Raw genomic sequence first — 22,423 nt, forward strand, 5'->3', positions numbered from 1 at the left:
CCAACGAAGGAGACGGACGGAATTAAGAGATCACGGTTCAGCGAAGAGCAGATCATCGCCATGCCTAGCATTGGTCGCGAACACTTCGCATTCGGGGCTGCGGGTCACACGAGAACTGTCGGCGATCATGGCCCGGCGCGGACGACCCGGAACGATTGTCAGCGACAACGGCACGGAACTGACCAGTATGGCGGTGCTCAGAGGGTGCCAGGAGACGCGGATCGACTGGCACTACGTCGCGCCGGGAAAGCCGATGCAGAACGGCTTCATCGAGTCGTTCAACGGCAGCTTCCGGGACGAGCTCTTGAACGAAACCCTGTTCTCAACGCTGGCCGAAGTCCGTGAGCAGATCGGCGCATGGAAGGAGGACCACAACCGACACAGCCCCCACTCATCTCTGGGCAATCTCAGGCCGCAGGAGTTTGCAATGAAGTCGAGACTGGAAACCAAGGCCGCATGAGGCCAGAAATCAACCGACGGATTCTCCCGAACGCCAGAGGAAGGTTGGGTCTCAGGTCAGCATGAGCCTAGGGCAGTGACGCTGCCCCTTATGCCGCGCCAAGTTCGCGCCACTCAGCAAGAGCGGCAGCGCGGTTGGCCTTGAAGCGCGGTCTGCTGGAGTGGCTGCGTTCCTGATTGAAGTGATTTGAGGCAGAGGCGTGGACGGCAGCGAACTTCTGTAGACTCAAGACAGGGCGGTGTGCCTGGCCATCGACGGCTCTTTGTCGAGAGTCCGCGTCCATACCGATCACCGCTGCCCTCGGCGCGCGGGCTTGCGCGGCACAAGTGGCAGCGTCCCCATACTGGGAGAGACGAGTCGAATTGGTCTGCCAGCGCCTCACGCCTTGGACTTGGCCAGAAATGTCGTCCAGACCGCGATAAACATGGCCGCTATAACCGGACCCGTAATGAAACCCTGTATGCCAAAGGTTGCGATCCCGCCGATGGTCGAAATCAGGACGACATAGTGGGGCATCCGCGTTGCTTGCCCCACAAGCCATGGACGGGCGACGTTGTCGATCAGGCCGATGACCATGACGCCATAGACGATCAGGGCAACTCCTTTCCAGATCACTCCATTGGCAAGGAAGTATATTGCCACCGGTCCCCAGACCAGTGCCGCCCCGAACACTGGAACCAGCGACAGGAGCGACATCAGCACCGTCCACAGAATTACCGCATTGACCCCCAGGAACCAGAACCCCAGTCCACCGAGGCAGCCCTGCAAAAGGGATACCAGGATGTCCCCACGTACCGTGGCGCGAACGACAACGCCGAGGGTGTGAAACAGGTCCTCCATCAGATCGGCCTCCATCGGTATGGCCGACTTGATGCGCTCCAAAATCGCATCCCCATCGCGGAACAGAAAGAACATCAGATACAGCATGACGCCCAGCCCGACGAACAATCCGAGCGTGTTCTGCCCGAAGTACAGGATCGTCGGCGTATTGGTCCCGAACCAACTGGTGGACGAGTCAGCGATCGAGCGCAACGCCGCCGTAAGATTGCCCAGCCCCAGCCGCTGCAGAGCGGCCTTTGACCAGGCAGGCAAACTATCCAGTACGGACTGAAACATCTGATCCAGATTGATCTCGCCTGACTGCACGGCGGCAATCAGGCTGTTCGCCTCCCTGACCACGGCAGTCAGGATCAGAAACGTTGGCAGGATGATCAAAAGCAGGAAGCCCGTGATCATGATCAATGCCGCCAGATTGCGACGCTGGCCCAGATGCTGCGAAAGACGGCTGGCCATGGGGTCAAGCACGATCACGAAGGCAACCGCCCAGAAGACGGCGCCGAACAGCGGCCAGAGCACCCAGCCAAACGCAAGAGTGACGAGGGCAATCAAAACGACAAACGCCCGGTTCCGTTTGATCATGCGGCCTCGCCCTTCACCCTCGGGCCAGCGGGCCGTTCGTTCGCGCGCAGAACCATCCGCCAAAGCGGTTTCAGCGCCTCAAGCGCCAGCAGAACACTGATCCCGGCCAAGGGCGGCACGGCCAGCCAGACACCTTCAAGCACGCCAAAGCCGAACAGGTCGCGCGCCGGAGCCCAGAACAGCGTTGTCGCGAGCAGCACCGCCACGATCGGCAACACAACTGCCAGCGCCTTGTTCGGCCGCAACAACGCCGTCAGGACAGAGTTGGAGTTGGATCGGTCGATCAGGATCAGTGCCACGACGCCAAAGACCAGCGTGGCAAAGGCCAGCCCGCGCACCTGATCGGCGTCGAGCCCAAAGCCTGGCGCAAACCAGGCGGCGGATCCCGCCGCGCCCAGCACTATCAACCCCTGAAGCAAGCTCCACACAACCGTGGGCCAGGAGAACAGCGGCTCATCTGCCGGACGCGGAGGGCGGCGCATGACGCCGTCCTCCTCTTCCTCGGCCTCGAAGACCAGCGCGCAGACCGGGTCGATCACCATCTCCAGAAAGGCGATGTGCACCGGGCCGAACAACAGCGGCATGCCGAACAGCAACGGCATCAGCGCAAGACCCGCAATCGGCACATGCACGGCGAGGATAAAGCTCATCGCCTTGCGCAGATTATCATAGATCCGACGGCCCAGCCGCACCGTGGTGACGATCGAACCAAAATCGTCATCCAGCAGAACGATCGAGGCTGCCTCCCGCGCCACGTCGGTGCCGCGCTCGCCCATTGCGACACCAATGTCCGCAGCCTTCAGGCTGGGCGCATCGTTCACCCCGTCGCCGGTCATCGCCACGACGGCGCCTTCGGCCTTCAGGGCGTTGACGATACTCAGCTTTTGTTCAGGCAGGATGCGAGCAAAGATCGTTACGGTCGTGACCGCCGTGGCAAGGTCATCCTCCGACATCGCCGACAGATCATCCCCCGTCAGCGCGACATCGCCGGGTAACCCTGCCTCAGCGGCAATCGCGCGCGCCGTGACCGGATGGTCGCCAGTGATCATGATGATCCGAATGCCTGCCGCCTGACATTCAGCCACCGCAGCGGGCACCGAGGCACGCAAGGGGTCAGCCAGACCGACGAGGCCCAGCAGTCGAAAGGTAAACTTGGTCTGCGTCTCGGGCAGGTCCTGCCCGGACGGCCATGACGCCTCCGCCACAGCCAGAACGCGCAGACCCTTTGCAGCCATCGCGTCCAGTTGCGACGTGATAACCGCGCGCTGGTCTGGTTCCAGCTTGCACAGATCGGCAATCGCCTCTGGTGCGCCTTTGGCGGCTATGGCAAAGCCATCCTCGGCCTGCCAGACCTGCGACATTGCCAAAAGATCGGGGGACAGCGGATAGCTGCGGATCAGCGTCCGCCCAGCCCCCGGCAAGGTCTCACCTTCTCGCAGGTCGTCGGCCGCCAGCACATGAAACGCCGCCTCCATTGGGTCGAACGGCTCGGGTGCCGAGGCCATGACCCCCGTCGCTGCCAGTTCACGAAAGGCGGGTGGCACGGCCACGCCCCCGGCAATCTGATGCGCCGTGCCGTCGGCCAGTTGCAGGGCGGTGATCGTCATCCGGTTCTCGGTGAGTGTCCCGGTCTTGTCGGTGCAGAGCACGCTTGCGGACCCCAAAGTTTCAATGGCGGAGGCACGGCGCGTCAGCACCCGCGCCTTGGAAATGCGCCAGGCCCCCATTGCCATGAAGACCGCCAGGACCATCGGAAACTCTTCAGGCAGCATCGCCATGCCGACCGCGATCCCCGCCAGAACGGCATCCAGCCAGCCACCGCGCAGCAGCCCGTAAAGTGCCACGACCACAGCACTGACGCCCACGCCGATCCCGGCCGTGGCAATCACAAGGCGCCGCATCTGGCTTTGCAAATGAGGCGTCTCGGGCTCGATCTGGCTCAGGCTTTTGCCGATCTTCCCGATCTCGCTTTCGGAACCAATGGCTGTGACCTGTGCCAGTGCAGACCCGCGAACGATCAATGTGCCAGAGAATACCTGTGGCAGGTCGTGGCCGCCCGGCCGCACATCGGCCTCTCCCGATCCCACCTTCTTGCGTACCGCCTCGGCTTCACCCGTCAACAGGGACTCGTCTGCTGACAACTCTGTGGACTCGATCAACAAAGCGTCGGCAGGCACGCGGTCGCCCTCGGACAGCACTATCAGATCACCGCGGACCAAATCGCGCCCAGCGATGCGCAGGCGGGTGCCATCGCGGATCACCAGCGCGCGCGGGCTGGACAGATCGCGCAGCGCCTCAAGCACCCGACTGGTCCGGGCCTCCTGCACCGCCGTGATGCCGATGGACATGCAGGCGAAGGCCAGAAGGATAAGCGCTTCGGCCTGGCTTCCGAGCAGCAGATAAACCACGCCCCCTACCAAGAGCAGCACCAGCATCGGCTCTTTCAGAACGTCCAGCACGATGCGCAACGGCGACCGGCGCTTTGTCGTCGCCAGTTCGTTGAACCCCTCGGACGCCAGACGCGCCTCGGCCTCTGCAGCGGTCAACCCAGCGGGGGGCGACTGTGCTTCGGGCGGCATCGCGGCTGGCGCAGTCGTGTCCATGTCGTCAATCATGCGGGGACCGAGGTTTGAGCTTGCTTTTCCGGCGCGGACGGCTTGTCAGCGTCATCGCTCCAATGGGGTGACCTCGGCGAGTGATCCTTTGGAATTGGAAACGCATGGCAGATGTCTTGCCCGTTGGAACGAGGCTCTCTAAGGCTCCGCGTCCTTGGTCCATGATTAAGCAGGGCCAAGTGCAACGCGGCCCTGCGCCAAACTCCCTGGCGTCAGGAGCCAAAGACGAAGTCGGGCAGCGCCCTCAACGATTCCTCCGTGGCGCCGTGCAACGTCAGCTTCTCACCGACGAACTCCAGCGACGACGCGGCAACGACAACGCGGTGCTCGCCCATTCCAAGAAACCCGCCGACCGACACCACGACATACGGCACGGTCTCGTTGGCCGTGATGATCATGTCCTCGAGTTCACCGATGTCCTCGCCGGCATCGTTGTAGATGTTCGCGCCGATGAGTTCCGTTGCGCGCCAACCTGACGCGAGAACCACTGGATCGATCACGGTCAGCGCGGTCGGCTGGCTGGCGACCTGGGCGAGCGCCGGCGCGACCAGACCGAGACCCGCCATCAGCGAAGCGGTCGCAAGAAGAGTTGTGAAGCGTTTCATAATTGTGTCCTCTGGGTGAAAGGTTCGGTCGTCATGGCCGATCCCGTGGTGATCTTGCTTGCGTCGAGCGCTGAACGCGTCACCGCGGCAGCGAGTCGGAGTTGCAAGACACGACGACCTGAGTCTGGACGAAACACCGGCCGGTCGCACTGATCGGCATCAGCCTGCTGCTGTATGTTCTCCCACAGTTCCCACGCCGCCGACCTGCCTCGAGCGCGGAACCGCGCCGCGGGCCTTACGGGCGCGCCTTTCAGAGGCGCAGCCTAACCTGTATCAGCGTATGCTGACGCGGACGGAGCGATGATATCAATGTTCATCGGGAATCGGTGAACGTGTACCCAGTCCGAGTGAGCCAGAGACACGCAGGGCAAGCTGTGCCTCGTCCCCATGTCCCGCGTGTTTCTCGTTCCCGGATCGTCCGAGAAAGGACAAATCCATGACACCCGAACAGAACAAGATCGCCGACAAGATGAAGATCGTGAAGGCCGCATGGGACAAGGCGCCCTCCGGACCGAAGAAGGATGCGGCGTTGAAGCATTACCAGGCGGCTGAGAAGGCCCACACGGCCAAGAACGACGCCGACACGAACAAGGAACTGGACGCTGCGACCCACGCTCTCGCGTGACGTGATGGTTCGGCTGCCCGGCTATGCGAGCCGGGCAGCCGCGCAGGAAAGGCTGGACCCGAGGGACTTGTTCCATCCCGCGCAGGTCTCGAAACACCCACCAAGGAAAGCGATCATGTCACTGATCTTTGCCGCTGCCACACGGCTACGCGCGATTTCCACGCTCGCAACACTGACGCTCGCAACGACTGCGAATGCGCAGGCGGTCGAACAAACTCAGGGGTCGGCCCCTCGTGATGGTGGCGGGATGATGGGCGACAGCTGGGGATGGGGTATGGGGCACGGCAGCGACGGAATGGGTGGCTATGGCTTTATTGGCGTACTTGTTCTGGCCTTGGTGGTCATTGCGGTTGCCGTCCTGGCGTTTCGTCGCCGCCAGCCGTGATGAGCTTCGCGCGGCGAAACATAGTGACGCGAGGCCCGGGGCGGCGGCCTCATTTTTGGGTCCGATGCAAACCTGTTTTAGCACGAAGCGATTGGAAAACCGGTTAGCTGGAACATGCCTGCGGACTTAAGGCAGGCAGGTTCACACCGAAGGGAGAACACCATGGATAAGGATCGATTGATCGGTTCTGCAAAGGTCATCAAGGGCAAGGCCAAGGTTGCGGTCGGCAAGACGATTGGCGACGCGAAGCTCGAGGCAGAAGGCCAGGCCGACAAGGTCGAAGGCAAGGTGCAGAACGCTGTCGGCAGCATCAAGGATGCAATCCGTGACGCCTAGAGGCCTGGTAGTGCGCGCGCCTCCATTCGGAAGTGAAGGTTCCGGCATCTCGGCTCCTGTCCTGCCGCTGTCCCGCCTTGCGCGGGCGTTCCACTAGCCCGCGGGGAAGATGTCAATGAACCGGACCTCTCTGCTCATCCTGATCGGGGTTCTCGCGGTTTGCGCCGTCGGGGCTGGCTATCTGTACTATCAGGAACGCCAAAGCGGCATCGATATCGAGATCAACGAACATGGCGTGACCATCGACGGAAACTGACCGGCCTCGTGCCGAATACCTCACCATCGGCCCCCCTCATATGAGCGCCGCCCCACCATAGGAAAAAGCGCAATGTCACTCGGTACGATCCTGATCATCATTCTTGTCATTTTTCTGCTCGGCGGATTCAGCGGACGCTTTGGCGGCTATGGCTACGGCTTCGGTCATGCCGGGACCGGTGTGCTCGGCACGCTGCTGATCATCGTGGTCATCCTGATGCTGCTTGGCCGCATCTGACGGCAGGCCGACGCGGCACCACTTCAACGGAGTAGTGGCCCTCTCTGATCCATGTAAGATGGATCGAACTGGGCGAAATCGGCCAGTTGGTGATAGTTGTCGAACGCGACGAACCCGTCCCGGAAGGTGACCATTCCACCTTCGCGCAGTTGGCGCAGCACCCGGTTGACATGGACGGCACTGAGCCCCAGCGCGTCGGCCAGTAGGTATTGCGACAGCAGACAGGCATAGCCTGCCTTGCTTCCCATGCCGACCAGGGCAAGCCTGGCGCCAAGTTCCAGAAGGAAATGCGCCATGCGTTCCGTCGCATTTCGGCGTCCAATATCCACAAGATGCTCGACCACCATCGCCTCGTCCCGGGACGCTGCCCACAGAATGGCCGTCGCCAGCCGGGGCGTTTGCGCAAAGGCGTCCAGAAGGTCGGCGACCAGAATTTCCGTCACCTCGATGTCCGTCACTGGCTCGATACTGTGATCCGACACGTGCAAAAGCACACTGCGCAGCCCCAGGAAATCGCCGGGGATCTGGAAATCCACGATTTGCCTCTGCCCGTCCTCGAGGAGCTTGTAGGAACAGGCCCAGCCAGAGGCAAGAATGTAGGCGGCCTGGTCCGATTGCCCCTGATGGACGAGATCGCGCCCCGCCACAAAGGTGCGGCGGCGTTTGTGCAACGATGCAAGCACGGCAAGTTCGGCGTCCGAAAGGGCGACAAATGCGCCAAGCTTGCGGACAAGTGGATTGGTTTCGGTCATTTGTCCCCCTCCGGCACGTGCCAAAGTTCTACCCAACGAACTCTTACCGATGACTGATATCGATCAGCACAGCATAACGGACTTCTTGCCAATCTGCTCCACAAGCAGCAGGCGCATCCCGGCGTCGCACTTGTCGGAAAGGTCAAGTACCAATGACGGACGATCAGAAGCATTCAGGGATGGCGGCCCTTTCTATTTGCGAAGCCCTGCTGCTTGCGCTGAATGATGCGCAAATCCTACCTGAGAAAGAGATCATGGGTGTTCTCTCGGATGCTGCCGCCACCCACGACAACGCCCGCGGTTCTGCGGCCGATACCGAGAGCCACCGGGCCGTCGCGGCGCTGATCCGTCGGATCATCGCCGGAGGAAACTCGGTCCGCAGAACGTGACTTTGCGCATGCCGCGAGCGGGTCAGGCGATCGTGGCGCGACCCCCCCGGGTCGAGAATCAGCCCCCCCTCAACAAAGGAGAAAAACCATGAAACATCACGAAAAACAGGGCACTTCGTCTTCGCCCGAGTCGCAAAAGGTGACAGAAGATCCCAACCAGCACGGCACCAAGATGCCCGCCGGCGACGACCCCCGCTCGGCTGATGACAGCGGTCAAAAGATCGACCGTCCGGGCTTTGATCTGGGGGGATCCTCTGGTGACACACATGCCGGTTCGGGTGTGGGCCTTGGCACAGATGCCTTCGACACGCCGGGCAACAGACGGCTCCCCGGACGGCGGCTCGACAACAAGCTGACAATTCCGCGCTGGGGTGGGCCAGAGCCGTGCGACACGACCGCATCTGACGAGAAGACCGCAGGCGCCGAAACACCCTCTACGTCCGAGACAAAAAAACGCGCTGACAGGGTGATGCTCCGATCTCCAGCGGTGGCGAACGAAACTCCCCCGGCCAAGACACGCTTTGGCAGTTTGCCGAACAAGGTACCGCGGCAGGCTGAAGCGTCGCTGTCGTCGGCGATTCCGAAAGATCAGAAGAAAGAGATAACCCAATGACACGCGACAAAACCCAAAAACCCGACAACTCCGATCACGCCCTCGGCGCCAAAGGCACCATATCTCAGGCAGGACGTTCAGGTGGACGTTTGCCGCGCGACATCGGCACGCAGGATGAGTTGAAACGAGCAAACGAACGTCCTGCAGGAAAAACCCGTGTCAAGAAGGCCGATGAAAAGGAAACGAAGTCGGAGTGATGACAAAGGCGTAAAACTTGGGTGAAGCGGGTCTCCCTGACCGCGGCATCAGCGATAGACGATCCCGCCATCGGTGATGATCGCCTGTCCTGTTATGTAGTCGGAATCCGGACCAGCGAGGTATGAGACCAGTGCGGCCACGTCATCCGGGGTCTGTGCGCGCCCCAGGGCTATTCCGCCCACGTATTTGTCGTAAGTTTCGCCGATGGGGGCACCGGTCAATTCGGAAAACCGCTTGTCGATCTCAACCCACATGTCTGTCCCGACGATGCCGGGACAATAGGCATTCACGGTGATGCCGTCGCTGGCATGCTCCTTGGCCGCGGCCTGTGTCAGGGCGCGCACGGCGAATTTCGTCGCCGAATAGACGCCCAGCATCTCGAAGCCGTCGTGCCCGGCAATCGACGAGGCGTTGAGGATCTTGCCCTTGTGACCCAGGGCCTTGAATTTCGCCGCCGCCGCCTGGATCCCCCAGAGAACACCCTGGATGTTGATCTTCAGGATCAGGTCCACATCCTCAGGTGTCACATCCGCGATCGGATCGACCTGGGCGATACCGGCATTGTTGACCATGATGTCGAACCCGCCAAGCGTCTTTTCGGCATGATCGACCGCAGCATGGACCTCGGCACGGTTGCTGACGTCGGCCTTGAATGTTGTGGCCTTGCGGCCAAGGGCTTCGATCTCGGCTGCGACTTCGACCATCTTGTCGGAATTGATGTCGACAATTGCGATATCGGCGCCGTCTTTTGCCAGGCGCAAGGCTATGCCACGCCCGATCCCTTGCGCCGCACCTGTCACAAGCGCCACCTTTCCTTCGAGTGTCATTGAGTAATTCCCTTTGCTGTTGCCGACTGAGCCACACGACCGTGAGCACCGATCGCCATCCGACAGCAAAATAAGCTCCCCAGGGCTAACTCGGATCAGCACGCGGTCGCGAAAATGATCTTGGGCGAAGACCCGGCGAGAAAGTTGCGGGCAAAGCGGTGAAACAAATCGGTCCCCAAGCGGGGTCTTGTCTGCACTCGTGAATATCTTGCCTGAAGGCGGACTCCTCCGGAAATCTGTTCAGCGCCCGAGACACCCTAGACATGCGCGTTGCCCATCCCGCTGCGCCAAGTCCCGTCGTCCGGATCACGCCGCCGCTGATCTAGATCAGCACTCCTGCGCGGGTTTGCAGGTAGCGTCCCGAGAACTGCAAATCCCGCCCCGAGCGCGGCACTTCATTCCCTTGAAAGGACGCCGCCATGGCTGGTCGCCATTCCCCCGAACCTGATATCTCCCGCCTCAAGACCCATATCGACGCCATGGCGGATCGGTCCGTGGATGTAACCCCGGATGCATCGGCGCGTCACCTGCACAACGGTCTGGACACGCTTTTGCCACCCGCGGACCTGCACGGGAGCTATGTCAACAATCGCCCGCTGCCAACCGAAGGCATCGCGGATCGCCACGCCTATATCGTCGGCGGCGGGATAGGCGGCCTCTCCGCCGCCTTCTTCCTGATCCGCGACGGGCATATGCCGGCCGGCAACATCACGATCCTCGAAGCGCAGAACATCGAAGGCGGAGCGCTTGATGGCTCCGGCAATCCAGAGGACGGCTATCTCGTGCGTGGCGGCCGCGAGATGGAGATGACCTATCAGAACTTCTGGGATGTCTTTTCGGAAATACCCGCTCTGGAACTTGCCCGACCGTTCACGGTACTGGACGAATTCCGCATCGTGAATGACGCGGACAAGAATTGGTCAAAAGCCCGGCTTCTGGAAAAGCAGGGCCAGATTGCCGATTTCTCGACAATGGGGCTTAGCAAGCTGCAACAGCTTGAGCTTGTCCGGCTGTTTCTGGCGCGAAAGGAAGAACTGGACGACGTTACGGTGGAAGACTGGTTCAGTGAAGGGTTTCTCACAACCAATTTCTACACGTTCTGGCGCACGATGTTCGCTTTTCAGAACTGGCATTCCGTGCTGGAAATGAAGCTTTACATGCATCGCTTCCTGCATCTGATGGATGGGTTGAGCGACATGACTGCGCTCGTTTTTCCAAAATACAATCAATACGATAGCTTCATTCGACCCCTGATGGCCTGGCTGACGGAACAGGGCGTCAAGGTTCAATACGACACGATCGTGTCCGACATGGAGATGGACATCGGCGGTGATACCCGGACCACCGCGATCCAGTGCCGCACGAGCCACGGCGACCAGACGATAGAGGTCGGCGCGCGGGATCTGGTGTTCGTGACCATCGGATCCATCGTCGAGGATACCGCCTATGGAGATGATACGACAGTTCCTGATCTGCGCGTGAACGAGGCGGAGCCGGATACCGGCACGTCTTTGAAACTGTGGAAGACACTCGCCCGGAAATCCCCTGCTTTCGGACGACCAGAAAAGTTCTTCGGAAATGTGCCGAAATCAACCTGGGAATCCGCCACTTTGACCTGCAAGCCATCGCCTCTGACCGACAAGCTGAAGGAATTGTCGGTCAACGATCCCTATTCTGGGAACACGGTGACCGGCGGCATCATAACCTTCACCGACTCCGCCTGGCTGATGAGCTTCACGGTCAACCGCCAACCGCATTTTATCGATCAGCCCTCGGATGTGATCGTCCCATGGGTGTTTGCATTGTGGATGGACAAGCCGGGCGATTACATCAAAAAGCCGATGCCGGACTGCACCGGCGTCGAAATCCTGACCGAACTGTGCTTTCACCTTGGCCTGATCGATCAGGTGGAGGAGGTGATTGCCGCGACCAAGGTTCGGACCGCGCTGATGCCCTATATCACGGCTCAGTTCATGCCGCGCGCCCGTGGCGACCGCCCGTGGCCGGTGCCGCAAGGCTCCACCAACCTTGCCTGTCTCGGTCAGTTCGTGGAAACCCATAACGACGTCGTATTCACGCTGGAAAGCTCGGTTCGCACGGCGCGGATCGGGGTCTACGGTCTGCTCGGGATCAAGAAGCAGGTGCCCGATATCTATCCGGGCCAGTATGACATTCGCCGCCTTCTGCGCGCCACGCGGACCCTGAACAACGACAAGGCGTTCCTCGGTGAAGGCCTGCTACGTCGCCTTTTGGGGGGAACCTATCTGGAAAACATCCTGCCCCTTGGTTCGGATGAGAAGCCCGCTGATTTGCAAAACAATGGCCTTTTTGAAGAACAGATCAGTGCGCTGAAGATATTTTTAGAAGAAAACCATACAATTGAAACCGCAAGGACGTGGCTTCAAGGCATGATCGACACCATGCGTGGACGTCCGTAATGCTGCGACGCCGGCAGCCTGTTGATCAATCCTATAGCCATGTCTGAAAAGGACGCGCATCGATGACGCAATCGAAGTCACACAACCGCAAGTTCGTCCTCGCCAAGCGCCCCAAGGGCGCGCCGGACGACACCACCCTTAGGCTGGAAACCGAAGATCTGCCGACCCCCGGCAAGGGCCAGATGCTGCTGCGCAATGAATACCTCTCGCTGGACCCCTACATGCGAGGCCGCATGAGCGACGCGCCGTCCTATGTCGCGCCGGTCGAAATCGGTGCGGTCATGGTTGGTGGCACCGTCGCGCAGGTCGTGTCATCAGACGTGAAGGGTTTCTCGGAAGGCGACTGGGTGCAGGCGTTTGGCGGCTGGCAGGATTACGCCCTGTCCGATGGCACCGGCGTGATCAATATGGGAACGACACCTGAAAACCCGTCGTGGGCACTGGGTGTGCTGGGAATGCCGGGGCTGACCGCCTGGGCGGGCCTGACCCGGATCGGCCAGCCGAAGGCGGGCGAAACGCTTGTCGTTGCGGGTGCCAGCGGTCCGGTTGGGGCCACCGTGGGTCAGATCGGCAAGATCCTCGGGCTGCATGTTGTCGGTATCGCGGGCGGGGCTGCGAAATGCGCCCATGTGGTCGACACGCTGGGGTTTGATGCGTGCATCGACTACAAGGCAGACGGGTTCCCGGGCGCCCTGAAAGCGGCGGTTCCAGACGGGATCGACATTTATTTCGAGAATGTCGGCGGCGCTGTTTTTGATGCCGTTTTGCCGCTGCTCAATACCTCGGCGCGCATCCCGGTCTGCGGCCTGATCTCACAGTACAACGCCACTTCGCTGCCGGACGGCCCAGACCGCATGAACCTGTTGCTCGGCATGATCCTGCGCAAGCGGATGACCCTGCGCGGTTTCATCGTCTTCGATGACTTCGGTCACCTTTACCCCGAATTCGCCAAGCAGATGGGCGCGTGGGTCAAGGCAGGAAAAGTCCAATACCGCGAGGAAGTGATCGAGGGCCTGGAACGCGCCCCGGCGGCCCTCGCCGGATTGCTCAAGGGCGAAGCATTCTGCAAACGCGTCGTCAAGCTGACCGCGTGAAACAGAGACTCATCGAAAGGCATCAACTTATGAAGATCCTCATGGTTCTCACATCGCACGACAAACTGGGCGACACCGGCAAGAAGACCGGCTTCTGGCTCAAGGAGTTCGCCGCCCCTTATTACGTCTTCAAGGATGCAGGCGCGGCGGTCACGCTGGCCTCGCCCAAGGGCGGACAACCCCCGCTGGACCCCACCAGCGACGCGGACGATGCCCAGACCGAGGCGACGAAACGCTTCAAGGGTGACAAGGCGGTCCAAAGCGATCTGGCAAGCACTGTCGTGCTCTCCACGGTATCGGCGGATGAATTTGATGCGGTTTTCTTTCCCGGCGGCCATGGCCCACTCTGGGACCTGTCCGAAGATGCCGACAACATCAAGTTGATCGAGACTTTCGCCGCCCATGACCGCCCGATCGCTGCAGTCTGCCACGCGCCGGCGGTGTTCAAGCACCCCAAGGGCGAAGACGGCAAGCCGCTGGTCGCAGGCAAGGCCGTGACCGGCTTCACCAATACCGAAGAAGAGGCCGTCGGCTTGACCGAGGTGGTCCCATTCCTGGTCGAGGATATGCTGAAGACCAACGGTGGTGTTTATGAAAAGGGTGCCGACTGGGCGTCTTTCGTGGTGACTGACGGCAAGCTGGTCACAGGTCAGAACCCGACCTCGTCCGAAGAGGCCGCGCGCAAATTGCTGGGTCTGCTCTGAACCGGGCAGTAGCAAGAAGCGGCGGTGCGCGGCCTGTAAATGTCCTGCGCGCCGCCGCTCAGAAAGCTCACCCGCATCCGCGCGCTGGCAGCGATTCTGCCGAGCAAGACGGCGATCATCGCCGCCCCCGGCGCCAGTCATCAAGGCGGGCGTAGATCGTGACTGCGATCCCACCGAGCGCCACGGCGATGAACACCCAGCGGAGTGTGTCGAGATATGCCACCAGCGGCAGGATGGCGGTCTGCGTCTCGGCCATGACGCTCTGGACCACCTCGACCCCGGCCGCGCCCAACGTCGCAACCCCGGCCGCACCGTCGCCCTTCATTGTACGACTGTCGGCCAACACCTCCCGCGCGGGTGGTGCGTCCTCGGGGAATGAGGTCGCTCGGATCGGAAACCGCTCGCCCCACTGACGCGCGGGCCCGAGATCGACATGGATGAAACCCGAGCGCGGATAGAAGCCGAACCCAAGGAACCCAACCTCGCGGGCTGCCGCCTCGAAGGCCACCGGGTCGTGGTTCGCCATGGCGATGTCGAAGGCGGCGCCGTCGAGATGCTTCGACCGGGTGGCGCCGCCCACAGCGCGGTTGTGCTCGGGGCTGCGATAGGCGGAGCGGACGATCAGCGGCTTGCCGAGCCGGTCGCGCAGCGCCTGCAGCTTGTCGAGCGCCGGTTCGTTGACGAGCAACTTTGGAGTGCCCCCACTGAAGTGGTCCACGAACTGGGGTAGTCTTATCCCGATTTTCAGGAGGACCAAGAGATGGCTGGCAAGCGCGACAAACCCGAGGACATCGTGTTGAAGCTGCGGCAGGTTGAAGTTCTGCAAGGGCAAGGAATGGCGATCGCCGATGCGGTGCGCCAGATCGGCGTGACCCAGCAGACCTGCTATCGATGGCGCAAGCAGTATGGCGGGATGAACCGGGACCAGCTCAAGCGGCTCAAGGAGCTCGAGACCGAGAACCAGCGGCTGCGGCGCGCGGTTTCGGATCTGACGCTGGACAAGATGATCCTGGCCGAGGCTGCCCGGGGAAACTTCTGAGCCCTTCGCGCCGTCGCAAGTGCATCGATCATGTGCGTCAGGCGCTCGGCGTATCCGAGCGCCGCGCCTGCCGCACCCTGGGTCAACATCGCTCCACGCAGCGCAAGGTTCCGCATGGTCGATCCGACGAGGAACGGTTGACGGATGACATCATCGAACTGGCGCGCAACCACGGACGTTATGGCTATCGGATGATCACGGGCCTGCTGAACAACGCCGGCTGGCATGTGAACCACAAGCGGGTCGAGCGGCGAAGCCCGATCCACGTTTCCGACGAAAGCAGCGCGACGATCAGCGGAAGCACCGCGCCCACGGCAAACGTGAGAGCGGACACGAGCGCGGCCTGGATCGGCTGGGCCGTCACGGTCTCAGAAATGCCGAGTTCGTCGCGTGCGTGCGATCCGAGCGCGTCGCGTTCGGTCAACTGGACTGCTACCTTCGCCCTATGGCCTGATTGGCACGGTCTGGAGCCGCGACATCAGCCGCGCGCTACGGGTCGCCGACCAGATCGAGGCGGGGCAGGTCTTCGTCTACGTCTGGAACACGATGTCGGTTCAGACGCCATTCGGCGGGCACAAGCAATCGGGTTACGGACGCGAAAAGGGGATCGAGGCGATCCACCATTATTCGCACATCAAGACTGTGACGGTGAAGATCTGAACAGCCCTCTGACGGCGGACCGCCCGTCCGGGGCCTGCTTGCGGGGCGACAGGATACCCTCAGAGTGCATTGATCATCCTGTGGCCGGCAGTCTCAATATGATGATGCATTTCCTGTCGGGCGGCTTGCGCGTCGCCCGACAGGATCGCCTCGACGATAGCGGCATGTTCAGCCCAGATCCGGCTCGTGCCTCCAAGATCCCGCAAGACATGGCCCATGTAGCGCCGGATGTGATGCCAGTTCACGCGCATGGACGTGTCAATGACCGGGTTGGCACTCCAGGAATATATCATTTCGTGGAACTCGATGTCCGTCTGGACCAGCTCAACGATGTTGGAGCGCGCAGCGGCTTCGGCACCGCGCCGCAGGACGATCGCGGCCTCGTCCCTTGCATGGCTAGGGAAACGGGATGCGGCGAGTTCGGCCGCGAAGGGTTCGACGACGCGGCGAAACTCGAGGATGGGATGGAACAGCTCAGCCTCGACCTGTGTCACGATAACGCCGCGCCGCCCGGTGTCCTCGACGAAGCCGTTTGCCCGCAGCATCGAGATGGCGCTGATCACCGGCTGCCGCGATACGTTCAGACGATTGGCGATATCGTCCTGATTCAGCCGGTCCCCCGGCGACAACTCGCCCGTGCATATGGCGTCTAGAAGGATGTCATAGGTCTGGTCCGTCAGGGACTTCGGCGGCTTGATCGTTTCCATGGCGGCCTACCCTTTTTTGCCCGGCGGAGCCCGCCTGATGCAGGATCGGTCGAAGATCGACAAGAGTTCGAATTTCGTATACGAAATCATGAAAAGAGGCTGGCGCACGGAGCTTACGTGTTGCGGGTCGACAAAAGGGAGGAAGGAACCGATGTGCCAAGTGTTCGCAGGCCAGGACCCGCAAAGATACGCCGGTGAAACCCGCCGCCTTCGACTGAACGGCCAAAGCACCAGCATCCGCCTCGAGAAGGCCTTCTGGGCCATTCTCGACGAGATCGCGGCGGGCGAAGGGGTCACGACGCCGACCTTCATCTCCAAGCTGCATTCCGAAGTTCTGGAACAGCGCGGCGAACCGGAGAATTTCACGTCGCTCTTGCGTTGCGCCTGCCTGAAATTCATCGAGTCCACTCCGGACCGGCAGCGCGTGCAACTGGCCGCCGAATAGGGGCCGATGTTAGCGCCCAAGAAATTTCCGGGGTAGTAACCACCTACTACCCGCCGACAGTCGGCAAGCCTCACGCTCTCTTCTAGTGCAGGAAGCAAGCAAGAGGAGCGGCAGTTGGCCAAGCAAATCCATTCCATGATTCGCGTGCTGGATGAGGCGCGATCGGTCGCGTTCTACGATAAGGCGTTCGGATTGAAGGTTGCCGACAGGCTGGACTTCCCCGAATTCACATTGGTTTACCTGTCGAACGACGAAACCGAATTCGAACTGGAACTGACGATCAACAAGGGCCGGACAGAGCCCTACAACCTTGGTGACGGCTATGGTCACCTTGCCGTGTCGGTCGACAATCTGAAGGCCGAACACGCGCGCTTCGAGGCCGAGGGCCTCAATCCCCGCAAACTTGTAGAATTCGCGCCCGCCGGGGAACTGGTGGGGCGGTTCTTCTTCGTGGCCGATCCGGACGGCTACCAGATCGAGGTGCTCGAACGTTCGGGGCGCTTCAAGTGAGGTCATCTATGGGAGGAGAGACCATGACCACCATCAAAAGCCCCAAGGGGCTGACACGGCGCGCGTTGCTGGCCCGGGCCAGCGCTGCCGGCGCCACGATTGTCGCAGGGGCCGGTTTCATCGCCGCGCCGAATGCAGCCTGGGCCTATGAGACGGCCCATCTGGATGCGCGTGTCTTCGCCACGCTGGTCCAGATGGCGCGCGACATCTATCCGCACGACCGCATCCCGGACGAAAACTACGTCGTTGCCGCCAAGGGCTATGACAATGCCGACGCAGCCGCCGGCATCACGGCCGGGATTGCCGCGCTGGACGCGGCGGCGCAGGGCAAGGGCTTCGGCTCCTACCTCGACACTGGCTGGGAGCGCGACCGGGTCGATATCCTGCGCGGCATGGAAGACAGCGCGTTCTTCCAGCAGATCCGCGGCGGTCTAGTGACAGGCCTCTACAACCAGAAGGCGGTCTGGCCGATCTTTGGCTATGAGGGCGAAAGCTTCAGCCAGGGCGGCTACATCGATCGCGGCTTCGACGACATCAACTGGCTCTGAAGGCCATAGGGAGGAGATAGGACTATGGCTGCACCTTTTGACCTGAACGATGACAACGTTGTCGTCATCATCGGCACCGGCGCTGGCGGCGGCGTCCTCGCTAACGAACTTGCCCAGAAGGGCGTGTCGGTCGTCGCCTTGGAAGCTGGTGGTCGCTACCTGCCCGAGGACTACGTCAACGACGAGTGGGAAAGTTTCGGCCAACTGGCCTGGACCGATCCCCGCACCACCTCCGGGGACTGGCGCGTAGCAAAGGATTTTTCCGGCCTGCCCGCCTGGATCGTCAAGGCCGTGGGCGGAACCACCACGCACTGGGCCGGCGCTTCGCTGCGCTTTCAGGAGCACGAGTGGAAGGCTGCGACCACGTATGGCCCGGTGACGGGCGCGAACCTGCTCGACTGGCCCATCGACGCTGCCGAGATGGCACCCTGGTACGAGAAGGCCGAGGATAAGCTTGGTGTGACCCGCACCGGCAACCGCCCTGGCCTGCCGGGCAGCAACAACTACAAGGTCTTCGAGAAGGGCGCGTTGGCGCTGGGCTACAAGGAAGTCCATACCGGCCGCATGGCGATCCAGACCCGCGACGACGGTGAGCGGATTCCGTGCCAGCAGACGGGCTTCTGCTTTCAGGGCTGCAAGTGGGGTGCAAAGTGGTCGTCGGCCTATACCGACATCCCTGAAGGCGAGGCAACCGGCAACCTCGAGGTCCGCGAGCGCGCGCATGTTGCCCGCATCCTGCACAACGAGGCGGGCAAGGTGACGGGTGTCGAGTATTTCGATAGGGACGGTAACCTGCAGATGCAAAGGGCGCGGATCGTCTGCGTCGCGGGCAACTCCTTCGAAAGCCCGCGCCTTCTGCTGAACTCGGCCTCGTCGATGTTCCCGGACGGTCTGGCGAACTCCTCGGGCCAGGTCGGGCGCAACTACATGCGCCACATGACCGGGTCGGTCTACGCCGTTTTCGACAAGCCGGTGCGCATGTGGCGCGGCACTACGATGGCCGGAATCATCCAGGACGAGGCCAAGCACGACCCCTCTCGCGGTTTTGTCGGCGGCTACGAGCTCGAGACGCTGAGCCTCGGCATTCCGTTCATGGCAGCTTTCCTCGATCCAGGTGCGTGGGGCCGCGAGTTCACCTCGGCGCTCGACGCCTACGAGAACATGGCGGGCATGTGGATCGTCGGCGAGGACATGCCGCAGGAGACCAACCGCGTTACGTTGAACCATGATGTGAAGGACCAGCACGGTCTGCCGGTTGCGAACGTCCATTTCAGCGACCATGCCAACGACATCGCGATGCGCAACCATGCTTACAAACAAGGCATGGCGGTCTACGAGGCGGTCGGCGCAACCCGGGTCTTCCCGACTCCACCCTATCCTTCAACGCACAACCTCGGAACGAACCGCATGTCCGAGAATGCCCGCGACGGCGTGGTGAACCGCTGGGGGCAGACCCACGATATCGCCAACCTGTTCGTTTCGGACGGCTCGCAATTCACGACCGGTGCAGCGGAGAACCCGACGCTGACCATCGTCGCCCTCGCGATTCGACAGGCGGACCACATCGCCCGAGAGATGAGTGCAGGGAACATCTGAACCAGTGACTGTGTGAAAGTGGCGGGCGTCTCGAAAGATGCCCGCCACTCCTGGCTGGAAATAAACAGATTGTTGCGCGACTGACTCACTCGGTCATCGGTGCCGCCATTCCGTAACCTGCCCCAACTAGGCACTTACCCAATCTTGCAGCCCCAGAACGAAGTTTACTCGGCTGCAAAGTACCCGTCCTGCGCGCGGAAGCTGCCCTGCATCTCGACCGTGTCGCTGGCAGCAAGCGCCACCATCGTCTGCAGCGACAGCGCCGTTGCCTTGGAGACATGTGAACTGGTGACTTCGACGCGCGATCCGCGGATCTCCGTCGTGCCATTGAGCAGGAGCCGCCCACTCATGCGCGCCGAGGTGCAGGTGTTGACCTTGAAGAGCAGCGTCGCGCCGAAAAGATAGGTCCCGTCTGCAGATGCCACGAACCGGTTGTTCGCAGCGTCGAACGCCCCCTGGTCATTGTAGTCGGTGTTGTTGATGGCGATCATGGTCCATGCGCCGCCGCCGAAGTAATTGTCGTAATTGGTGTAGGCCTTGAACCGTGGAAGCCGGGGGAGAACGGCGATTCTGTTGGTCGTGCCAGTGATCAGGATTCGAGGCGCTCCAACAAGTTCCTAACGTTCGATACATGCCAGTTGGCGCCGCGCCGGGTCTGGATGCCGCGGGCATTCAACTCGTCTGCGATCGCCCGCAAGGTCATGTGACCTTCGGAGCGGATGACCGAGACTGGAACACGGAAGTAAAACTTGAGATCGGGCCCCACCCCGCTCTTTCGGAAACGCAAGCGAAGGTCATTGAGCTTGACTACGGAATGCGTGGGGGCAAGGCGAAGATCAAGGTCCGACGCGCGCTGCTTTACTATGCACTCCGGCGTCTAGGGCTCGATACAGACCCAAGCGCACGCGAGCCAACGGATCAGCAGATCGTGCTTCTCAACAGGGAGGCCCTCCATGAAATTCATGGATAGGTTGTCCCGGCTCCTTGGCCGTCGCTCCGAGGGGCAAATCGATTCCGAGAGCGATCCGGTTGATCGAGCCGAAGTGCCCCACATTGCAGACGGGCATTTAGATGTCCTTCCTTCATTCACGAAGATCCCAGGTCTTAATTCCTTCAATCCTGACAGGGAGTCACCGCTTCATTTAGAAACTCGCAGTGCAGATTTCGCCTCCGGCGATCCCGTCACTCGAACTTCTCCAAGTCCAAGAGAAGGACGCTTTGATGGACAAGAAGCAGAAGACATTCCGGTTTCTGAAAGCCATTCTGTTGCCACAAAAAATCTGCCTTTGTCCGGTAAATCCCGTGGAGAGACACAGGAAGAAGTAAATTCCGAGGCGATGAGATATACAGATACGCCAGAAACTGCACACAAAAGTTCTGGCTTAGATTCTCAAGAGGTTTTCCAGAAGAAAAGCAGAAAGGAAGTTCTAGGGTCGAGCTCCGATTTTGAGCCCAATGAAATCCCTTTCGAAGACAACACGGACAGCAAAGCAATCCACCCAATGGTGAAACCTGCCGGACAGCCTCCGGCAGAAGCAATCAGGATCACGTGCCCAAGTTGCTCCGCTTGCTACGAGATTGAACGCTCGTTCATTCCAGAGACCGGGCGGGATCTGGAGTGCTCAGAGTGCGGCAATGCCTGGTTCCAAGTTCTTGAGACTAAAGATGATCTGACAATTTTGTCGACGGGCGATACTGATCAATCCCGCGAAATCGATCGAGTTTCCTTGGTCGATTGCACGGACTCTGTAGATGCCTACGGCTCGCGTCGCGAACATAGCACTCAGGATCATCTGACACTCTCGGAAATACGCCAGATTATTGAGGCTCGACAGGATGGGATGCATGAGTTCGTTGCATCCCAACGCTTTCATGCGATCGACCCAAAAGGGGACACACCGCTCCACCTAGCAGCTCGCATGGGTAATCTTGCGCTTTGCGATCTGTTCATTCGGTCTGGCGCAGATCCTGGTGCACTGAAGCCGAACCCAAGAAAACCGACAGCGTGCGCCGCCGCCTCGAACGCGACGGGATCGTGGTTCGACATCGCGATGTCGAAGGCCGCACCATCCATGTGCTTGGAACGCTTCGCGCCACCAACGGCGCGGTTGTGCTCCGGGCTGCGATAGGCGGAGCGGACAATCAGCGGCTTACCCAGACGGGTGCGCAGCGCTTGAAGCTTGTCGAGCGCCGGTTCGTTGATCAGGAGCTTGCCGGTGCCGCGGCAGGCAATTTCGGCGGGAGAAAAGTTGGCCCAGCGCCAGGCTTTCTTCGGCACGTCGCGCCAATGGTCGTAAAAGGTCGTGGTCATGATGTCCTCCAGAAACGAAAAAACCCGCCACAAGGGCGGGTTGGTTGGGTCGACGGATTGGGATGGAGCGCAGCTACGGGGTCCCGCCGAAAATTTTCAGCTTGATGGCGATGCCCGCGAGCAGCGCCAGCATCACGGCGGTGGTGATCATGCGGACCGCCGTTTGCATCGCGGTGCGGCGCACCAGCCGGATGCAGTCCAGTAGCGAGCGCAAATCCCGGATATCCAGCGCCGCCTCTTCACCGTCGAGGCCGACATCGGCGAGCGCGCGTTTGGCGCCTTTCTCAGCAGCGCGTGCCAGCATGGCCTCGAACTCGGCATCGGGCAGCGGGAGGCCTGCGAGGCCTATATCGCCAGCCAGAAGGCCGAGGGTTGGGTCTGCCTGCGCGACCGATACGATGACGGTGGATTCTCCGGCGGCACGTTGGAACGCTCCGCGCTGAAGGACTTGATCGCCGACATCGAAGACGGGCTGATCGACATCGTCGTGGTCTACAAGATCGACCGCCTCAGCCGCGCGCTGATGGATTTTGCTCTGACCCCCGACATTCATCCAGCTGAAACCAGAGCCGGTGGGTGACAATTGCCCGCTTGCGCGGGGGGAGCAATGGGCGATCGGCGTAACGCTTCCGTTTCGTGGAGCCGATCGCCCAT

27 protein-coding genes and 7 pseudogenes are annotated in these 22,423 nt (G+C 61.1%); 21 read left to right on the plus strand and 13 right to left on the minus strand.

Going from position 1 to position 22,423, the window contains the following annotated elements; genetic code table 11:
- Positions 1-61: 61 nt before the first annotated feature.
- Positions 62-460, plus strand: a pseudogene (locus KB874_RS19360) (integrase core domain-containing protein); the annotation flags it as partial.
- Between the two features lie 88 nt (positions 461-548).
- Here KB874_RS19360 and KB874_RS23000 read toward each other — a convergent pair.
- The 4 genes and pseudogenes from KB874_RS23000 to KB874_RS19375 form a co-directional block, all read right to left on the minus strand.
- Positions 549-698 (minus strand): annotated as a pseudogene (locus tag KB874_RS23000) (IS6 family transposase); the annotation flags it as partial.
- A 140-nt stretch (positions 699-838) separates the two neighbouring features.
- Positions 839-1,879, minus strand: a complete 1,041-nt coding sequence (locus KB874_RS19365) for an AI-2E family transporter (protein WP_212538200.1) — start codon at positions 1,877-1,879, stop codon at positions 839-841.
- On the minus strand, positions 1,876-4,482 hold the full coding sequence (locus KB874_RS19370) for a cation-translocating P-type ATPase (protein ID WP_249200637.1): 2,607 nt from the start codon (positions 4,480-4,482) through the stop codon (positions 1,876-1,878). The genes KB874_RS19365 and KB874_RS19370 overlap by 4 nt, the downstream gene beginning before the upstream one ends.
- A gap of 224 nt (positions 4,483-4,706) precedes the next feature.
- On the minus strand, positions 4,707-5,099 hold the full coding sequence (locus KB874_RS19375) for a PRC-barrel domain-containing protein (RefSeq protein ID WP_212538201.1): 393 nt from the start codon (positions 5,097-5,099) through the stop codon (positions 4,707-4,709).
- A 436-nt stretch (positions 5,100-5,535) separates the two neighbouring features.
- Here KB874_RS19375 and KB874_RS19380 point away from each other — a divergent pair, with 436 nt between their 5' ends.
- The 5 genes from KB874_RS19380 (at position 5,536) to KB874_RS19400 (ending at position 6,938) form a co-directional block, all read left to right on the plus strand.
- A complete protein-coding gene (locus KB874_RS19380; protein WP_212538202.1) occupies positions 5,536-5,724 on the plus strand; it encodes a hypothetical protein in 189 nt (62 codons plus the stop codon).
- Positions 5,725-5,839: 115 nt separating this feature from the next.
- Positions 5,840-6,109, plus strand: coding sequence for an SHOCT domain-containing protein (locus tag KB874_RS19385; RefSeq protein ID WP_212538203.1), 270 nt, complete (start codon positions 5,840-5,842; stop codon positions 6,107-6,109).
- 162 nt (positions 6,110-6,271) lie between these two features.
- Complete coding sequence (locus tag KB874_RS19390; RefSeq protein ID WP_212538204.1) at positions 6,272-6,445, plus strand: CsbD family protein; 174 nt, start codon at positions 6,272-6,274, stop codon at positions 6,443-6,445.
- A 115-nt stretch (positions 6,446-6,560) separates the two neighbouring features.
- A complete protein-coding gene (locus KB874_RS19395; protein WP_212538205.1) occupies positions 6,561-6,701 on the plus strand; it encodes a hypothetical protein in 141 nt (46 codons plus the stop codon).
- 72 nt (positions 6,702-6,773) lie between these two features.
- Positions 6,774-6,938, plus strand: a complete 165-nt coding sequence (locus tag KB874_RS19400) for a DUF3309 family protein (protein ID WP_212538206.1) — start codon at positions 6,774-6,776, stop codon at positions 6,936-6,938.
- 23 nt (positions 6,939-6,961) lie between these two features.
- Here KB874_RS19400 and KB874_RS19405 read toward each other — a convergent pair whose 3' ends face one another.
- Complete coding sequence (locus KB874_RS19405; protein ID WP_212538207.1) at positions 6,962-7,690, minus strand: Crp/Fnr family transcriptional regulator; 729 nt, start codon at positions 7,688-7,690, stop codon at positions 6,962-6,964.
- A gap of 152 nt (positions 7,691-7,842) precedes the next feature.
- Between KB874_RS19405 and KB874_RS19410 the strand changes: the two genes are divergently transcribed.
- From KB874_RS19410 to KB874_RS19420, 3 genes are all read left to right on the plus strand, one after another.
- Positions 7,843-8,079: a hypothetical protein gene (locus tag KB874_RS19410; protein WP_212538208.1), complete on the plus strand. Its 237-nt coding sequence runs from the start codon at positions 7,843-7,845 to the stop codon at positions 8,077-8,079.
- Between the two features lie 88 nt (positions 8,080-8,167).
- Positions 8,168-8,692 carry a hypothetical protein gene (locus KB874_RS19415; RefSeq protein WP_212538209.1) on the plus strand — a complete coding sequence of 175 codons (525 nt, stop codon included), beginning with the start codon at positions 8,168-8,170 and terminating at the stop codon, positions 8,690-8,692.
- The gene (locus KB874_RS19420; protein WP_212538210.1) at positions 8,689-8,889 is read left to right on the plus strand and encodes a hypothetical protein; all 201 of its coding nucleotides are present in this window, start codon (positions 8,689-8,691) and stop codon (positions 8,887-8,889) included. Before KB874_RS19415 ends, KB874_RS19420 begins: the two co-directional genes overlap by 4 nt.
- Before the next feature lie 48 nt (positions 8,890-8,937).
- Here KB874_RS19420 and KB874_RS19425 read toward each other — a convergent pair whose 3' ends face one another.
- A complete protein-coding gene (locus KB874_RS19425) occupies positions 8,938-9,717 on the minus strand; it encodes an acetoin reductase (RefSeq protein WP_212538211.1) in 780 nt (259 codons plus the stop codon).
- A 419-nt stretch (positions 9,718-10,136) separates the two neighbouring features.
- On the opposite strand from KB874_RS19425, the gene KB874_RS19430 reads away from it, so the two are divergent.
- From KB874_RS19430 to KB874_RS19440, 3 genes are all read left to right on the plus strand, one after another.
- Complete coding sequence (locus KB874_RS19430; protein WP_212538212.1) at positions 10,137-12,155, plus strand: oleate hydratase; 2,019 nt, start codon at positions 10,137-10,139, stop codon at positions 12,153-12,155.
- 62 nt (positions 12,156-12,217) lie between these two features.
- Positions 12,218-13,249: an NADP-dependent oxidoreductase gene (locus tag KB874_RS19435; protein WP_212538213.1), complete on the plus strand. Its 1,032-nt coding sequence runs from the start codon at positions 12,218-12,220 to the stop codon at positions 13,247-13,249.
- Positions 13,250-13,278: 29 nt separating this feature from the next.
- Positions 13,279-13,953 carry a type 1 glutamine amidotransferase domain-containing protein gene (locus KB874_RS19440; RefSeq protein ID WP_212538214.1) on the plus strand — a complete coding sequence of 225 codons (675 nt, stop codon included), beginning with the start codon at positions 13,279-13,281 and terminating at the stop codon, positions 13,951-13,953.
- 115 nt (positions 13,954-14,068) lie between these two features.
- Here KB874_RS19440 and KB874_RS19445 read toward each other — a convergent pair whose 3' ends face one another.
- Positions 14,069-14,641 (minus strand): YcbK family protein, encoded by a 573-nt coding sequence (locus KB874_RS19445; protein ID WP_249200655.1) that lies wholly within the window; start codon positions 14,639-14,641, stop codon positions 14,069-14,071.
- A gap of 72 nt (positions 14,642-14,713) precedes the next feature.
- On the opposite strand from KB874_RS19445, the pseudogene KB874_RS19450 reads away from it, so the two are divergent.
- Positions 14,714-15,243 (plus strand): annotated as a pseudogene (locus tag KB874_RS19450) (transposase); the annotation flags it as partial.
- Here the strand turns inward: KB874_RS19450 and KB874_RS23395 are convergent.
- Complete coding sequence (locus KB874_RS23395) at positions 15,177-15,416, minus strand: VIT1/CCC1 transporter family protein (protein WP_249200639.1); 240 nt, start codon at positions 15,414-15,416, stop codon at positions 15,177-15,179. The pseudogene KB874_RS19450 and the gene KB874_RS23395 sit on opposite strands and share 67 nt — an antisense overlap.
- On the opposite strand from KB874_RS23395, the gene KB874_RS19460 reads away from it, so the two are divergent.
- Positions 15,383-15,652 carry an aldehyde dehydrogenase family protein gene (locus KB874_RS19460; RefSeq protein WP_212538215.1) on the plus strand — a complete coding sequence of 90 codons (270 nt, stop codon included), beginning with the start codon at positions 15,383-15,385 and terminating at the stop codon, positions 15,650-15,652. The genes KB874_RS23395 and KB874_RS19460 overlap by 34 nt on opposite strands.
- A 59-nt stretch (positions 15,653-15,711) precedes the next feature.
- On the opposite strand, the gene KB874_RS19465 is transcribed toward KB874_RS19460, so the two are convergent.
- Positions 15,712-16,359: a GntR family transcriptional regulator gene (locus KB874_RS19465; protein WP_212538216.1), complete on the minus strand. Its 648-nt coding sequence runs from the start codon at positions 16,357-16,359 to the stop codon at positions 15,712-15,714.
- Positions 16,360-16,510: 151 nt separating this feature from the next.
- On the opposite strand from KB874_RS19465, the gene KB874_RS19470 reads away from it, so the two are divergent.
- The 4 genes from KB874_RS19470 (at position 16,511) to KB874_RS19485 (ending at position 19,458) form a co-directional block, all read left to right on the plus strand.
- Positions 16,511-16,804 (plus strand): ribbon-helix-helix domain-containing protein, encoded by a 294-nt coding sequence (locus KB874_RS19470; RefSeq protein WP_212538246.1) that lies wholly within the window; start codon positions 16,511-16,513, stop codon positions 16,802-16,804.
- Between the two features lie 114 nt (positions 16,805-16,918).
- Positions 16,919-17,314: a VOC family protein gene (locus tag KB874_RS19475; protein ID WP_212538217.1), complete on the plus strand. Its 396-nt coding sequence runs from the start codon at positions 16,919-16,921 to the stop codon at positions 17,312-17,314.
- A gap of 23 nt (positions 17,315-17,337) precedes the next feature.
- Positions 17,338-17,862, plus strand: coding sequence for a Twin-arginine translocation pathway signal (locus tag KB874_RS19480; RefSeq protein WP_212538218.1), 525 nt, complete (start codon positions 17,338-17,340; stop codon positions 17,860-17,862).
- Positions 17,863-17,886: 24 nt separating this feature from the next.
- The gene (locus tag KB874_RS19485; protein ID WP_212538219.1) at positions 17,887-19,458 is read left to right on the plus strand and encodes a GMC family oxidoreductase; all 1,572 of its coding nucleotides are present in this window, start codon (positions 17,887-17,889) and stop codon (positions 19,456-19,458) included.
- 164 nt (positions 19,459-19,622) lie between these two features.
- Here KB874_RS19485 and KB874_RS19490 read toward each other — a convergent pair whose 3' ends face one another.
- Together KB874_RS19490 and KB874_RS23235 are read right to left on the minus strand one after the other, a co-directional pair.
- Positions 19,623-19,949: a C1q-like domain-containing protein gene (locus KB874_RS19490; protein ID WP_212538220.1), complete on the minus strand. Its 327-nt coding sequence runs from the start codon at positions 19,947-19,949 to the stop codon at positions 19,623-19,625.
- 98 nt (positions 19,950-20,047) lie between these two features.
- The gene (locus tag KB874_RS23235) at positions 20,048-20,161 is read right to left on the minus strand and encodes a recombinase family protein (protein ID WP_212538247.1); all 114 of its coding nucleotides are present in this window, start codon (positions 20,159-20,161) and stop codon (positions 20,048-20,050) included.
- A gap of 15 nt (positions 20,162-20,176) precedes the next feature.
- Here KB874_RS23235 and KB874_RS23010 point away from each other — a divergent pair.
- Positions 20,177-20,428 (plus strand): annotated as a pseudogene (locus tag KB874_RS23010) (BrxR family transcriptional regulator); the annotation flags it as partial.
- Between the two features lie 532 nt (positions 20,429-20,960).
- Positions 20,961-21,395 (plus strand): annotated as a pseudogene (locus KB874_RS23400) (zinc-ribbon domain-containing protein); the annotation flags it as partial.
- 37 nt (positions 21,396-21,432) lie between these two features.
- Here KB874_RS23400 and KB874_RS19500 read toward each other — a convergent pair.
- Positions 21,433-21,769 (minus strand): annotated as a pseudogene (locus KB874_RS19500) (D-Ala-D-Ala carboxypeptidase family metallohydrolase); the annotation flags it as partial.
- Between the two features lie 73 nt (positions 21,770-21,842).
- Positions 21,843-22,073, minus strand: coding sequence for a DUF6127 family protein (locus tag KB874_RS19505; protein WP_212538248.1), 231 nt, complete (start codon positions 22,071-22,073; stop codon positions 21,843-21,845).
- A 21-nt stretch (positions 22,074-22,094) separates the two neighbouring features.
- On the opposite strand from KB874_RS19505, the pseudogene KB874_RS19510 reads away from it, so the two are divergent.
- Positions 22,095-22,304 (plus strand): annotated as a pseudogene (locus KB874_RS19510) (recombinase family protein); the annotation flags it as partial.
- Positions 22,305-22,423 lie beyond the last annotated feature (119 nt).

This window comes from Thetidibacter halocola (assembly GCF_018224955.1).
In the GTDB taxonomy this organism is placed as follows: domain Bacteria; phylum Pseudomonadota; class Alphaproteobacteria; order Rhodobacterales; family Rhodobacteraceae; genus Thetidibacter; species Thetidibacter halocola.

What these genes read in the sequence shown, in the direction of transcription:
- KB874_RS19365 (WP_212538200.1), bottom strand. Translation starts at nt 1,879, where the DNA reads ATGATCAAACGGAACCGGGCGTTTGTCGTTTTGATTGCCCTCGTCACT.
- KB874_RS19370 (WP_249200637.1), bottom strand. Translation starts at nt 4,482, where the DNA reads ATGGACACGACTGCGCCAGCCGCGATGCCGCCCGAAGCACAGTCGCCC.
- KB874_RS19375 (WP_212538201.1), bottom strand. Translation starts at nt 5,099, where the DNA reads ATGAAACGCTTCACAACTCTTCTTGCGACCGCTTCGCTGATGGCGGGT.
- KB874_RS19380 (WP_212538202.1), top strand. Translation starts at nt 5,536, where the DNA reads ATGACACCCGAACAGAACAAGATCGCCGACAAGATGAAGATCGTGAAG.
- KB874_RS19385 (WP_212538203.1), top strand. Translation starts at nt 5,840, where the DNA reads ATGTCACTGATCTTTGCCGCTGCCACACGGCTACGCGCGATTTCCACG.
- KB874_RS19390 (WP_212538204.1), top strand. Translation starts at nt 6,272, where the DNA reads ATGGATAAGGATCGATTGATCGGTTCTGCAAAGGTCATCAAGGGCAAG.
- KB874_RS19395 (WP_212538205.1), top strand. Translation starts at nt 6,561, where the DNA reads ATGAACCGGACCTCTCTGCTCATCCTGATCGGGGTTCTCGCGGTTTGC.
- KB874_RS19400 (WP_212538206.1), top strand. Translation starts at nt 6,774, where the DNA reads ATGTCACTCGGTACGATCCTGATCATCATTCTTGTCATTTTTCTGCTC.
- KB874_RS19405 (WP_212538207.1), bottom strand. Translation starts at nt 7,690, where the DNA reads ATGACCGAAACCAATCCACTTGTCCGCAAGCTTGGCGCATTTGTCGCC.
- KB874_RS19410 (WP_212538208.1), top strand. Translation starts at nt 7,843, where the DNA reads ATGACGGACGATCAGAAGCATTCAGGGATGGCGGCCCTTTCTATTTGC.
- KB874_RS19415 (WP_212538209.1), top strand. Translation starts at nt 8,168, where the DNA reads ATGAAACATCACGAAAAACAGGGCACTTCGTCTTCGCCCGAGTCGCAA.
- KB874_RS19420 (WP_212538210.1), top strand. Translation starts at nt 8,689, where the DNA reads ATGACACGCGACAAAACCCAAAAACCCGACAACTCCGATCACGCCCTC.
- KB874_RS19425 (WP_212538211.1), bottom strand. Translation starts at nt 9,717, where the DNA reads ATGACACTCGAAGGAAAGGTGGCGCTTGTGACAGGTGCGGCGCAAGGG.
- KB874_RS19430 (WP_212538212.1), top strand. Translation starts at nt 10,137, where the DNA reads ATGGCTGGTCGCCATTCCCCCGAACCTGATATCTCCCGCCTCAAGACC.
- KB874_RS19435 (WP_212538213.1), top strand. Translation starts at nt 12,218, where the DNA reads ATGACGCAATCGAAGTCACACAACCGCAAGTTCGTCCTCGCCAAGCGC.
- KB874_RS19440 (WP_212538214.1), top strand. Translation starts at nt 13,279, where the DNA reads ATGAAGATCCTCATGGTTCTCACATCGCACGACAAACTGGGCGACACC.
- KB874_RS19465 (WP_212538216.1), bottom strand. Translation starts at nt 16,359, where the DNA reads ATGGAAACGATCAAGCCGCCGAAGTCCCTGACGGACCAGACCTATGAC.
- KB874_RS19470 (WP_212538246.1), top strand. Translation starts at nt 16,511, where the DNA reads ATGTGCCAAGTGTTCGCAGGCCAGGACCCGCAAAGATACGCCGGTGAA.
- KB874_RS19480 (WP_212538218.1), top strand. Translation starts at nt 17,338, where the DNA reads ATGACCACCATCAAAAGCCCCAAGGGGCTGACACGGCGCGCGTTGCTG.
- KB874_RS19485 (WP_212538219.1), top strand. Translation starts at nt 17,887, where the DNA reads ATGGCTGCACCTTTTGACCTGAACGATGACAACGTTGTCGTCATCATC.
- KB874_RS19490 (WP_212538220.1), bottom strand. Translation starts at nt 19,949, where the DNA reads ATGATCGCCATCAACAACACCGACTACAATGACCAGGGGGCGTTCGAC.
- KB874_RS23235 (WP_212538247.1), bottom strand. Translation starts at nt 20,161, where the DNA reads ATGACCTTGCGGGCGATCGCAGACGAGTTGAATGCCCGCGGCATCCAG.
- KB874_RS19505 (WP_212538248.1), bottom strand. Translation starts at nt 22,073, where the DNA reads ATGCTGGCACGCGCTGCTGAGAAAGGCGCCAAACGCGCGCTCGCCGAT.